This is a genomic window from Xenorhabdus sp. PB30.3 (assembly GCF_963895965.1).
GTDB lineage: Bacteria > Pseudomonadota > Gammaproteobacteria > Enterobacterales > Enterobacteriaceae > Xenorhabdus > Xenorhabdus stockiae.
In genome coordinates this window covers 1-12,198 of record NZ_CAWQMW010000011.1, presented here as the reverse complement: position 1 = coordinate 12,198, position 12,198 = coordinate 1, and the positions used below count along the sequence as shown (strand labels likewise).

General features: G+C 44.2%; 10 protein-coding genes. 3 read left to right on the top strand and 7 right to left on the bottom strand.

Annotation, left to right across the window (positions count from 1 at the left end):
- The first annotated feature begins 207 nt into the window (after window positions 1–207).
- Window positions 208–600 (top strand): YidB family protein, encoded by a 393-nt coding sequence (locus AACX38_RS01385; protein WP_099122832.1) that lies wholly within the window; start codon window positions 208–210, stop codon window positions 598–600.
- Between the two features lie 60 nt (window positions 601–660).
- On the opposite strand, the gene metE is transcribed toward AACX38_RS01385, so the two are convergent.
- Complete coding sequence (metE, locus tag AACX38_RS01380) at window positions 661–2,940, bottom strand: 5-methyltetrahydropteroyltriglutamate--homocysteine S-methyltransferase (RefSeq protein ID WP_228865586.1); 2,280 nt, start codon at window positions 2,938–2,940, stop codon at window positions 661–663.
- A gap of 107 nt (window positions 2,941–3,047) precedes the next feature.
- Here metE and metR point away from each other — a divergent pair, with 107 nt between their 5' ends.
- Complete coding sequence (metR, locus tag AACX38_RS01375) at window positions 3,048–4,004, top strand: HTH-type transcriptional regulator MetR (protein WP_228857850.1); 957 nt, start codon at window positions 3,048–3,050, stop codon at window positions 4,002–4,004.
- Here the strand turns inward: metR and AACX38_RS01370 are convergent.
- The 3 genes from AACX38_RS01370 to AACX38_RS01360 all read right to left on the bottom strand — a co-directional run bounded on the left by AACX38_RS01370 (window position 3,889) and on the right by AACX38_RS01360 (window position 8,058).
- Window positions 3,889–4,788 carry a carboxylate/amino acid/amine transporter gene (locus tag AACX38_RS01370; RefSeq protein WP_099111096.1) on the bottom strand — a complete coding sequence of 300 codons (900 nt, stop codon included), beginning with the start codon at window positions 4,786–4,788 and terminating at the stop codon, window positions 3,889–3,891. The genes metR and AACX38_RS01370 overlap by 116 nt on opposite strands.
- 2 nt (window positions 4,789–4,790) lie before the next feature.
- Complete coding sequence (locus AACX38_RS01365) at window positions 4,791–6,440, bottom strand: Na+/H+ antiporter (protein ID WP_099122830.1); 1,650 nt, start codon at window positions 6,438–6,440, stop codon at window positions 4,791–4,793.
- A gap of 271 nt (window positions 6,441–6,711) precedes the next feature.
- Complete coding sequence (locus tag AACX38_RS01360; RefSeq protein ID WP_228865585.1) at window positions 6,712–8,058, bottom strand: NCS2 family permease; 1,347 nt, start codon at window positions 8,056–8,058, stop codon at window positions 6,712–6,714.
- A 502-nt stretch (window positions 8,059–8,560) separates the two neighbouring features.
- Between AACX38_RS01360 and AACX38_RS01355 the strand changes: the two genes are divergently transcribed.
- Entirely contained in the window at window positions 8,561–9,901 is a 1,341-nt protein-coding gene (locus tag AACX38_RS01355; protein WP_099111093.1) for an MATE family efflux transporter, read from the top strand.
- Window positions 9,902–9,987: 86 nt separating this feature from the next.
- On the opposite strand, the gene AACX38_RS01350 is transcribed toward AACX38_RS01355, so the two are convergent.
- From AACX38_RS01350 to AACX38_RS01340, 3 genes are read right to left on the bottom strand one after another with little or no spacing between them, the layout of a single operon-like run.
- Complete coding sequence (locus AACX38_RS01350) at window positions 9,988–10,656, bottom strand: DUF799 domain-containing protein (protein ID WP_228865584.1); 669 nt, start codon at window positions 10,654–10,656, stop codon at window positions 9,988–9,990.
- Complete coding sequence (locus tag AACX38_RS01345) at window positions 10,656–11,012, bottom strand: DUF4810 domain-containing protein (protein ID WP_099122827.1); 357 nt, start codon at window positions 11,010–11,012, stop codon at window positions 10,656–10,658. Before AACX38_RS01345 ends, AACX38_RS01350 begins: the two co-directional genes overlap by 1 nt.
- Before the next feature lie 30 nt (window positions 11,013–11,042).
- Entirely contained in the window at window positions 11,043–11,714 is a 672-nt protein-coding gene (locus AACX38_RS01340; protein WP_099111090.1) for a CsgG/HfaB family protein, read from the bottom strand.
- Between the last annotated feature and the right edge of the window lie 484 nt (window positions 11,715–12,198).

The following is a 12,198-nucleotide window of genomic DNA, read 5'->3' as shown; positions in this document are numbered from 1 at the left end:
GATTAACATAAATAAAATTACTTAATACATGGATAGTTCAATTATCCCAAACAAACCGGATTAAAAATCCTGTGCTATTTTAATAATTAAATCTTGAATTACCCTTTTCTTTATAACATTTACACTAATTCATTCCTGTAAAAACACAAAAATTAGTGTTTTATATCGATTGAGCTAGTAAAACCTCAACAAAGGAGGGAAATTACGATGAGCTTTTTTGATCAAATTTCAAATATGCTGAGTCGGGGTAAGAGTCAACAAATTCAGCATATAATGGACTGGGTTGAAGGTCAGGGGGGAATAAGTGGGTTAGTTGAGCAGTTTTCCCGGCAAGGGTTGGATGGCACAATTCATTCGTGGATTGGTACGGGGGAAAATACGCCTATTCATGCTGATCAGGTTTCCTCTATTTTTGGCTCCTCCACAATCCAGACATTAGCAGAAAAAATGGGTATCGACCCCAGTGAAGCCTCATCACTCATTTCACAACATCTGCCTAATCTTATTGATAAGGTTACACCAAATGGTGAAGTACCTGAAAATCTGGATCTAAAATCAGTAGGGATGAATTTATTGAAAGATAAATTACTGACTAAATAAATTAACCTGCCCGCCATATTTATATTTTCCTATGGTGGGCAGATTAACACTTAAATTAACTTAGCTGTTAACTGAATCACGCAGACGTTTTGCGGCTTCAACCATATTCGCCAATGACTGGCGGGTTTCTGCCCAGCCCCGGGTTTTCAGACCACAATCGGGGTTAACCCATAAACGTTCAACCGGAATACGTTCAGCCGCTTTGCGCAACAGGGCTTCAATCCACTCAACACTCGGCACATTCGGTGAGTGAATGTCATACACGCCTGGCCCAATTTCATTTGGATATGAAAAGTCTTCAAACGAATCCAGCAGTTCCATATCTGAGCGAGACGTTTCAATGGTGATAACATCCGCATCCAGTGCTGCAATGGAAGGCATGATGTCATTGAACTCGCAATAACACATATGGGTATGGATCTGAGTCTCGTCTTCCGCAATGGCTGCACTTAGTTTAAAGGCATCCACCGCCCAATCCAGATATGCCTGCCACTCTTCACGGCGCAGCGGCAAGCCTTCGCGCAGTGCTGGTTCATCAATCTGGATAATGCCAATACCCGCTTTCTGCAAATCATCCACTTCATCACGCAGAGCCAAAGCAATCTGCTTGGCAATCGTTTCCCGGTTGATATCTTCCCTTGGGAATGACCAGCAAAGAATCGTTACCGGCCCGGTTAACATGCCTTTTACTGGTTTATCTGTCAGGGATTGAGCATAGGTTGCCCAATCAACGGTAATCGCTTCTGGGCGGCTGATATCTCCGATAATGACCGGTGGTTTAACACAGCGGGAACCATAACTTTGTACCCAGCCGTTTTGCGTAAAGACGTAACCGTCAAAATGTTCACCGAAATATTCCACCATGTCATTACGTTCAGCTTCACCATGTACCAGCACATCTAATCCCAGCCGTTCCTGCTCAGTGATCGCCTGTTTAATATGTTCACTGATATTGGTGCGGTAATGATTGCCATCAACGCGACCTTTCTTGAAATCCAGACGTAAGCCGCGGATCTCTGTTGTCTGAGGGAAAGAACCTATCGTTGTTGTCGGCCACAAAGGTAGTTTATAACGTTGACGTTGAAGTCTGGCGCGCTCTTCATAAACTTGATTACGTTCACTGTCCTGCGGACGGACCTTATTAAGGCGCTCGGCTACAGCCGGATTATTCACACGGGCGGAGCTACGGCGGGCACGAATTGGCGCGCTATAATCATCCAGCTCGGACTGTCTGCTGCCTTGTGGAGCATTCAATGCCTGAGATAACAGAGAAAGTTCCGCACATTTCTGTAGTGCAAAGGCAAACCAACTCTTAACTTCTTCATCCAGCCCTGTTTCATCATTCAGATCAATCGGGCTATGTAATAATGAGCAAGAACTACCGACCCAAATATCTCGTTTACCCAGTAACGGCGCAACAAGTTCATATTTTGCGCTCAAATCTGCCCGCCAGACGTTACGTCCGTTAACAACCCCTAACGATAGCAATAATGTTTCAGGTAAAGATTTATGCAGTTCATCCAGTGAGTCCTGCCCTGCAACTAAATCAACATGTAACCCCTGTACCGGCAGTGATTTAATGGTCGCCAGATTATGACTGATACTATCAAAGTAGGTTGTCAGCAATAACTTAACCTGACCCTGAAGTGCCTGATAAGCAGGCTGAAATGCAGCTAACCACTCTTCTGGCAGTTCCAGCACCAATGCAGGCTCATCTATCTGTACCCACTCGATGCCACGTTTTGCCAGTTCACCCAGCACCTGTTGATATACGGGCAGAATATCCGCCAATAAAGAGAGGCGTTCAAAGGCTTTGCCTTTTACCTTTCCAAGCCATAAATAAGTCACCGGCCCCAGTAAAACAGGTTTTACGTTATGTCCCAGTGCTAGCGCTTCATCGACTTCATCCAGCAGTTGAGTCCATCCTAATTTAAATTCTTGACCTTCCTGAAACTCAGGAACAATGTAATGGTAGTTAGTGTTAAACCACTTGGTCATTTCTGACGCAGCAGCCGGAGTACCTGTTGGCGCCCGACCACGGGCAATGCGGAATAGTGTATCTAAATCAATACTTCCATCTTCATTTTGATGGCGGGGAGGAACGTTCCCCAACAGCAGAGTGGTCGTCAATACTTGGTCATACCAAGCGAAATCTCCGACAGGAATTAAATCTACTCCTGCTTCTTTTTGCTGTTGCCAGTGACGTGCTCGTAATTCACGGCCTGTTTCTAGCAATTCTTGTTGAGAAATTTTACCTGCCCAATAGCTTTCTTGTGCTTTTTTTAGCTCTCTTTTCAAGCCGATACGTGGAAAACCTAATGTATGATTTAAAACTGTCATGTCGTCACCCGCAAATTTTAGCCGTCTAGATGTTTACACTTCTATAATCAACAGGTAATGTATAAACCACAAGCGCAAATTATTCATCATCAACTTGAAGGTTTTTCATGATCGAAATTAAACACTTAAAAACATTGCAAGCATTAAATCTCTGTGGCTCATTGGCAGCTGCTGCGAATCACTTGCATCAAACTCAATCAGCTCTTTCACATCAATTCAGTGAATTAGAGCATCGTCTGGGATACAAACTTTTCATTCGTAAAAGTCAGCCGCTGCAACTTACACATCAGGGAGAAGTGCTACTAAAGCTGGCTGAGCAGATTTTACCGATGATCAAAGCATCTCTGAGTGAGTGTAATGAGCCGGAAGAAACTAACCTACGCATTGCGATTGAATGTCATAGCTGTATTCAGTGGCTCACGCCTGCATTAAAGCTTTTCCGGGAAAGCTGGCCGCTGGTTAATGTGGATTTCAAATCCGGGGTGACATTTGACCCACAACCGGCCCTGCAACAAAAGGAGCTGGATATTGTGCTGACATCCGATATTCTTTCCGACAGCGATCTCCACTATACGCCGCTGTTTGATTATGAAGTAAAGTTGGTGGTGGCCCCGGATCATCCATTAGCCAATCAGCGGGATATTCAACCACAAGATCTCGCACCTGAGACGTTACTGATTTATCCTGTTCAACGACAACGTTTTGATATTTGGAGACGTTTTCTCCAGCCAGCCGAAGTAACTCCCACCCTGAAAACCGTTGATAACACTCTATTACTGATCCAAATGGTGGCAGCCCGCTTAGGTATTGCAGCATTGCCTCACTGGGCCGTAGAAACATTTGAAAGACAGGGTTTAGTTGTCACGCAGACGCTGGGAGAGGGATTATGGAGCCGGTTGTACGCTGCCTGCCGTAAAGGAGAGCAACATCAACCGGCTATTGATACATTTATTCGTTCTGCGCGCCAGCACGCGGTGGATAGTCTGCCTTTTGTAAAACGGGTTTCAATATCCAGCGGTGATGCACCCAAAGCGATGCAACAATCAGGCTGCCTCCAATGCTAAAGCTCAGCCAATCCGGATGCTGCTGCCAAATGACAAAGTTAACCAGTAACCCAGCCGGAACCAGCATATTATTCATAATTGCGAGTGTTCCGGCATCAACCTGAGTTGCGCCATAGTTCCACATAAAATAGCCAATACCGGAGGCTCCTGCGCCTAACCAGATCAGAACCCACCACTGTAATTGCGTTGTCGGCAGCTTCTGTGGGTTACCAAAGATTAACCATCCGATAATTGCAACAACACAGGCACCTAAATAGAACCATGAAATAGCCACTCGTTGTGGGATCGGGTGTTTCTCCATCAAACGCTTATAACCAACCTGACCAATGGCAAAGAAAATATTCGCCAGTTGCACCAGAATCAAGCCAATCCAAAAAGATTCACTTAGCCGGTCATAACGGATAATCGCAGCTCCGGCAACAGCCAGCAGCGAACTGAGTGCATACCCCCAACGTAGCCTCTGACGTTTCAGTAAATCGTAGATCAGTGTGACATACAGTGGCGTCATGACAGTAAAAAGCAAAAACTCTGCCACTGTCAGATAGTGGTACGCATGAAATACAAACAAGTACATCACACCCAGTTGGCAAGCGCCCACTGCCATATACAGCGAAATCACTTTCAGCGATAGCCCACGCCAGCGCAAGAATGGCAGAAATACCAGCGCAGCGAGTGCTACTCTGATTAGTACAGAAAACCAGCTATCAACCTGACCGGCAAGATAAGCACCGATCAGGCTGAATGAGGCGGCCCACAAAAATGTTGTGATTGTTAATAGCCACATATTTATTGAGATTTATCCACTAACAGTGCTTCCAGCAAATCAAGGTCATGCAGAAGCGTCTGTAATGTTTCATTGCTAACTTTACGGGTTGCACGCAAGTGATACAGTTCCCCTCTTTCAGCCCGTAATGCAGTCAGGCGGAAACGGCGCTCCAGCTCTTCAACCTCCAGGTTGTGTTCACCCTCGTCCGTGCCCGCAGTACGGCGCCGTAAGTAACCGGTAACCCGGGAAGCAACTTCGCTAATCACTTCAGCGTCTAATTTTTCTTCTGTGCTGGCAGACAGGCGTTCTTCCATCTTATTCATACTGACAATCGCAACTTCAGCCATCGCTGCTTTCGCCATTCTGATTTCATCAAGATCAGCCTGTTTGTCTCCCACTGTCATACCTCTCAGCAAGAGTGGCAGGGCAATGACGCCAACAAAAAGTGAAACAAGAATCACACCTGCGGAAATAAAGATCAACTGATAACGGGCAGGGAACGGATCACCATCCGGCAGGAAAAGTGGTACTGACAGAGCACCAGCCAGAGTAATGGCACCACGGACTCCCGCAAACGACGCCAGCAACAATTCACGCGTAGTGTAGGTTGAGAATTCCAGTGGTTTCTTCTTCATCAGGATTTTGCTGGTATTTTTCATCAGCCATAACCAACAAAACCGCAGCAATACCAGTGCACCATAAATGATGCCTACAGCAGCAAACAGCATCCAGGTTTCTACATGCGGGTCGAGATCAGCCTGAGCAACAGAAGTCTCCCAAATCCCCGGCAACTGTAGCCCCAGCATGATGAATACCAGCCCGTTGAATACGAATGCCAGCATTCCCCAGACATTATCCGCTCGCAGACGCATATCCAGCGGTGCATTGCGGATCACGCCAGCCGTACTGATAGTCATACCCGCCGCAACGGCAGCCAGAATGCCAGAAACACCAATATGTTCAGCAATCATGTAAGAAGCAAATGGCAACAGCATCATAAACATGATTTGAGTCGCGGGATCATCGCCACTCCAGCGGCTCATCAATCGCAGTGATTTACTGTACAACCAGGTCACAGCGACGCCCGATGCCAGACCACCAATTGCAACTTTAAAGAATTCGAATGTTGCACCGGTTACCGTAAATGCCATTGTTCCCATGGCAATTGCTACAGCAAATTTCAGAGCGACCAGACCCGAAGCATCGTTCATCAACGCTTCACCTTCCAGCACACTCATCATATTTTTAGGAATGCGCCCTTTCCCGACGATTGAGGATAAGGCAACGGCATCGGTTGGTGACAACACGGCGGCCAGAGCAAAAGCCGCAATAAGCGGAATACTCGGCAATAACCAGTAAATCAAATAACCAATACCGACAACTGTTACTAAAACCAGCACTAAAACCAGAATAACGATTTCACGCCCATGGTGAAAAAATTCTCTGGTCGGTGTTTTCCAGCCATCAACAAATAACAAAGGAGGGATAAGTAAAACGAGGAATAATTCAGGGTCGAAAGTAACGTGTAAACCAAAATGAGGCCAAGCCAGCAACGCCCCCATTGCTATTTGCACTATCGGCAAAGGGACACGGAACGGGATCACCTTAGTAAGAACACCAGAAACTGACACCACCAAAATCAAGATCAAGATAGTAAAGAATATTTCCATGTTACCCTTACAAATTGCCAAAAATCCGTCGGTGAGGAGATTGTGACTGTTTTTTCTTTCTAATAACAGCGCTAATAACCACAAAAATTGAAGTTATTCTGGAAAATCAAAAAACAATCACATTGTGAATCAATGACCCGCAAGCCATTTTCTTATTTTATACTTATCTGAGAGGTTTTGTCGAAAATTTGACAGGTTTTAAAAATTATCAGGCAGGGAGATATATGCGCAAGCGTTAACCGCTTACGCATAACTTTCAGGCGAGTTCTGGCTAAATAGCCCAACTGCTGGCATAGAATACCACCAGTGCAGTGGCGATGACTACCGTACTGATATTCAGCTTACGCAACTCACCAGCAAAAATACGTCCGACAACCAACGTGCTGAAACCCAACATAATTCCTGTCACGATATTACAGGTCAGAACGATAAATACGGCGCACAACAGCCCCGACACAGCATCAACAGAATCATCGAAATTCAGTTTTCTCACATTGCTCAGCATCAGCAGACCGACATACATTAAAGCCGGTGCAGTGGCATACGCAGGAACCAGATATGACAATGGGGAAAGGAATAAGATTAGCAGAAACAAAATACCGACAATGGTCGCAGTTAACCCTGTTTTTCCGCCTACAGCACTCCCTGCGGCAGATTCGATATAAACGCCAGCAGGCGAAGAGCCTATCGCTCCGGCAAAAATACTACTGACAGAATCAGCGGTTAACGCCTTACTACCACTAATAATCTGCCCACGCTTATCCAACAGGTTGGCCTGCCCGGCCACAGCTCTGATAGTCCCTGTGGCATCAAATACTGCGGTCATCACCAGTGCAAGAAGGCTTGGCAGGACAGCAGGCTGTAACGCCCCCATGATATCCATACTGAACATCAGGGAAAGGCCGTCTTCTCCTAATGTGGGCACTTTAAAAAAACCCTGATATTTCACCGCAGGATCGAAAATCAGGCCAATGATTGAAATAACGATGATAACCAGCAAAATGCCACCGGGGACTTTTTTCTTTTCCAGACCGATAATCGCAGCCAGACCGAGCAGAGTCATAAAGACAGGAAAGGCAGTCAATGTACCAAAGGCAACCGGTAATCCTTCCTTCGGATTTTTAATCACCAGGCCGACGCCGTTTGCCGCAATAAGCAACAGAAATAATCCGATACCAATTCCTGCTCCATGTGCAATCCCCATTGGTATATTGCGCAATAGCCAGGCTCGAATACCGGTAACAGAAATAAAGGTAAATATACATCCCATCAGAAAAACAGCGCCCAGAGCAACAGGGATGCTAACTTGCTGCCCTAATACCAGACTAAAAGCCGTAAAGGCAGTCAATGAGATGGCACAGCCAATCGCCATCGGCAAATTAACCCATAACCCCATCAGCAATGAGCCAATTCCGGTCACCAGACAGACAGAAATAAATACCGCGGTATGAGGAAATCCGGCTTGTCCGAGCATACCCGGTACAACAATCACGGAATACACCATAGCCAGAAATATTGTTAACCCAGCGAGAATCTCCTGACGTACCGAGCTTCCACGTTCAGTTATCTTAAAATACCTATCGAGTTTGCATTGAGTTGGTGCCTGCATGCCAGACATATTTATCCCCTGCCAGTGTGTTAAATATCGATCATTATTTTTCTCATCATTTCTTTACTCCCCTCCCGACGAAAACGATTACGTCACTTAATAACGCTAAAAATGCTGAAGCTATCAATTCAGCCATTTCTCATACGCAATCGTTTGGCTTTTGAGATAAAAAAATGGTGAGATAATTTGAGGCAGAAGATTATCCAGTGAATCGGGGATAAGAATCAAGTCATAGCCATAAATTTTATTGTCTATTAGCTATACATAATGGATTTCAAGATGCGTCGCGGCGGCAAGAGAGTAAACCCCCGGGAGCATAGATAACTATGTGACCGGGGTGAGCGAGCGCAGCCAACAAAAAGGCGACTTGAAAGACGAAGTGTATATCAGTAAATCGTGTTATTTGCCTACCAATCAACCAATAAACCAAGTAAAATTACGACTGTATTCTGAGTATATGTCACACCACAAAAAGACCACTCATTTCAATTCAAACAATAGGTTTTTTATAATGCATCAATCTGATGTTGTTGATCGTTCGCTTTTTTCCCTGAGCTGGCCGATCTTCATTGATATTTTTCTTCATATGGCGACGCTGTTAATCAATACCTATATGGTTAGCCATATTTCTTCGGCTTATCTGGCTGCGATGGGCGTTGGGAATCATGTTTTTGATCTATTCATCACTATCTTCAATTTCATCAGCGTTGGTTGCAGCGTTGTCATCGCCCAATACCTCGGTTCAGGAAGGCGGGATAAAGCCAGTCAGGCGATCCACATTTCCATCGCCTTTAATTTTGTGTTGGGTTTTGGCTGTGCATTGGTAACTATTTTCTTCGGCTACAAAATCCTGCATATCATGAATCTGCCAGAAAACCTGATGGATGATGGATTTGCTTATCTGCATATTTTGGGTATCTGTCTGATACCAGAAGCCATTTCAATTATTCTGGCAGCCTGCTTGCGAGTATATGGCAAATCAAAATCAGCCATGTATGTCACCCTGATTGCCAATTTACTGACAATTGTCGGCAATATGATTGTTCTGTACGGGTTCTTCGGGCTACCTAAATATGGCCTCGAAGGTGTGGCATGGTCTACAGTATTTGGTCGTACTGTTGCAGTTATTCTCCTCTGTGGCTTGCTATTTTATGGCCTGAAAATAAAGCTGGTACCAAAATTACTCATATGCTGGTCAAAGAATATGCTTGGAAAAATCCTGCATATTGGTTTGCCTGCGGCCGGTGAAAACCTCGTGTGGATATTGCAGTACATGACGGCACAGGCGTTTATCGGTTTGATGGGCGAAACATCTCTGGCAGCACAGACGCTGTATTTCCAGCTATCGCTGTTCATTATGCTTTTTGGGATTGCCACCAGTATTGGTAACGAAATTATGGTTGGCCATCTTGTCGGGGCAAAACGCTTTGAAGAGGCCTATATTCGCGGTATAAAAAGCCTGAAAATCGGTGTTATCGTCACAATTGGAGTAGTCTTATCTTTCTGGGCTTTCCGGCAACCACTTCTCGGCCTGATGACAGAAGACCAAAAAATCATTGAGCTGTTGCTGCCACTCTTCCTGTTATCTGTGTTTCTGGAGCCGGGGCGTACTTTTAATATCGTTATGGTCAACGCACTGCGAGCTTCTGGCGATGCCCGGTTCCCGCTTTATACTGCCCTGATTTTCATGTGGGGTATCTCTATTCCCGTTGGTTATTTTCTGGGAATTACGATGGGAATGGGCATTCTGGGGATCTGGATTGGCTTTTTCTGTGATGAGTGGGTCCGTGGTCTGGTAAACGCGTGGCGCTGGAAATCCAAAAAATGGCAAACTAAGCGATTGGATGTCTAATCAGACTAAAAAACGTTAATAAAAATGCCGCAGTGATTATCTGCGGCATTTTTGTAATAAAGTAATCTAAAAAATAACAGGAATAATTATTCTGTTTTTTCTTTCCGATAAAACTCTGAACGTGGGCCATACAGCAGGTGGCCATTCCAATATTGTCCTGCGCTTAACAAACGGTTACTGGTAATGCCCGCAATCTCGTGGCCTCTATCAGCGACAGTATTAACAATTTGTTCAATGGCCGCAGACACTAACATACCAATAATTCCGCCACCACCATTGTTACGATTCTCTGCGCTGGAGGCTGTTGCTATACCGCCCCAGATTTTTTCACCTGTACGCAAATCAACCAAACGAGCCTCAGCAGTCACACGAGTATCACTACTGATGATCTGATATTGTGTGCCGTATTGCGTGATATCCAAGTAAAGCGCTGCATCTGCACCAAAAATATCATGCAGTTTCTTATAGCTGATATTGCTAATATCCTGAGCCTCAGATACACCATTCTGCCGGAAGGTTTCTTCTACTACCGCAACAGGAAAAACATAATATCCTGACTCAGCCAATGGATAAGCAACCTGAGAAATCACACTGCCAGCGGCTTTCACATCTACAGACTTATTCACTGCGGGCAACACCAATATCGATTTAGGATCGCTTGCCCTTAAAGCAGAATAATCATGCGGTGCCTGTTTGGCACACCCCGTCAGCAGCAGCAAAAATAAAGCACCAATCGCACCCAAAATACGGTTCATTATTTCACTCCCTTATTTTTATTCAGCAGAAAATCCATATAAGGTGCAGATTCAGGAAATAATTTTTTCTCTATTTCAAACTGCTGAAAGGCATCCTCAATATTGCCTGTTTTGCTGTACAGTAACCCCATTTGTGCATGCAGGCCGGGAGGAACAGGTTTATCTTTGGCTTTTGCCTGTTCAATCACTTTTTCCAGAGCCTGTATCTGCTCCAGTGGCCCAGTTTTATCTTGTTGGTAATACTGGTAAAGCGTTGACTGGTAATCACCCCATTCATAAATAGTTTTAGGTGCCTGTACACATCCGACTAACACTAGCGTGCCCAGTAACATCCCCGTCTTTTTCATCAAAAACATTAAATGATCTTTCCTATATAATATTTATTATTAATTCGTTGGCTTCCAGGCACCACTTTCAATACCTGACACTAAATCATTCACGGCTTCACGAATTGCCAAATCTAAAACCTTGCCATTCAGAGTGGAGTCATAACCTGAAGTGCCGCCAAATCCAATAATTTCACGGTTAGATAGCTTGTACTCCCCGGCTCCCGCTGAAGAGAAAACAACTTCAGACGTTTCCACATTCACCACATTCAGCATCACTTTTGCATAAGCAATCTGTGATTTACCACGACCTAAAATGCCCCATAACTGGTGATCACCTACTTCTTTACGGCCAAATTCAGTCACTGCACCAGTAATGACATAACTTGCCCCTTTTAACTTCTGAGCTTTACCTTGTAATCCGGCTTCTGTTTGCAACTCAGCCATATTCGTGCGCTCCAGCACATTAAAACGACCGGTTTGCTGTAAGTCTGTCACCAGAATAGTTTTTGACTGGTTACCCAAACGATCAATACCATCAGAGAAAATACCATTCTGGTAGCTTGAGCGATTTTCAAACTTACCCACTGCAATAGGGCTGCGAATACCTTTGTAGGTTGTGTTATAAGAGGAAACTTTTTGAACCTGAAGAGTTGATGAGGATTCTGTTGCACAGCCGGCTAGCATGAGTGAAGCCAGACAAACAGAAGCTAAAGTCAGTTTACTTTTCATTATTTTCTTCCTGCGAATTTTTTGATTAACAGCCTGTCAGGTCAGTGATACCTTTATATTATCTTGCTGGTTTATATTTAAGCTAAATTAAGTATATAACGGCAGATATGACCAAGATAAAACGGCCAAATAATAGGTTTTATCATAGGAAAAGTCCATGAAATAAAACATAATATTATCAGCAATGCCCGGTCACTATAGTTAAACAAAACTGAAGATATTAAGCCTTAAAATATCATTATAGAAATATCATATATTACGGAATATTATTTCCAAACACCCCACTAAAAATAGGAATAATTATATAAACACTGACTTAAATGATACTTACCTCCTCTTCCAGAGCTTCTCACATCAGGCCTGCCCTGTGCCACTATACCTGATGAGTTTTGAATATCACAACTACGATAAAATCACTAATTCCTATCTAAAAATGGAAATAACTCGCTAAAAAAAATGGAAAAACAAAACAAATAGAAATTTA

What these genes read in the sequence shown, in the direction of transcription:
- AACX38_RS01385 (WP_099122832.1), top strand. Translation starts at nt 208, where the DNA reads ATGAGCTTTTTTGATCAAATTTCAAATATGCTGAGTCGGGGTAAGAGT.
- metE (WP_228865586.1), bottom strand. Translation starts at nt 2,940, where the DNA reads ATGACAGTTTTAAATCATACATTAGGTTTTCCACGTATCGGCTTGAAA.
- metR (WP_228857850.1), top strand. Translation starts at nt 3,048, where the DNA reads ATGATCGAAATTAAACACTTAAAAACATTGCAAGCATTAAATCTCTGT.
- AACX38_RS01370 (WP_099111096.1), bottom strand. Translation starts at nt 4,788, where the DNA reads ATGTGGCTATTAACAATCACAACATTTTTGTGGGCCGCCTCATTCAGC.
- AACX38_RS01365 (WP_099122830.1), bottom strand. Translation starts at nt 6,440, where the DNA reads ATGGAAATATTCTTTACTATCTTGATCTTGATTTTGGTGGTGTCAGTT.
- AACX38_RS01360 (WP_228865585.1), bottom strand. Translation starts at nt 8,058, where the DNA reads ATGTCTGGCATGCAGGCACCAACTCAATGCAAACTCGATAGGTATTTT.
- AACX38_RS01355 (WP_099111093.1), top strand. Translation starts at nt 8,561, where the DNA reads ATGCATCAATCTGATGTTGTTGATCGTTCGCTTTTTTCCCTGAGCTGG.
- AACX38_RS01350 (WP_228865584.1), bottom strand. Translation starts at nt 10,656, where the DNA reads ATGAACCGTATTTTGGGTGCGATTGGTGCTTTATTTTTGCTGCTGCTG.
- AACX38_RS01345 (WP_099122827.1), bottom strand. Translation starts at nt 11,012, where the DNA reads ATGTTTTTGATGAAAAAGACGGGGATGTTACTGGGCACGCTAGTGTTA.
- AACX38_RS01340 (WP_099111090.1), bottom strand. Translation starts at nt 11,714, where the DNA reads ATGAAAAGTAAACTGACTTTAGCTTCTGTTTGTCTGGCTTCACTCATG.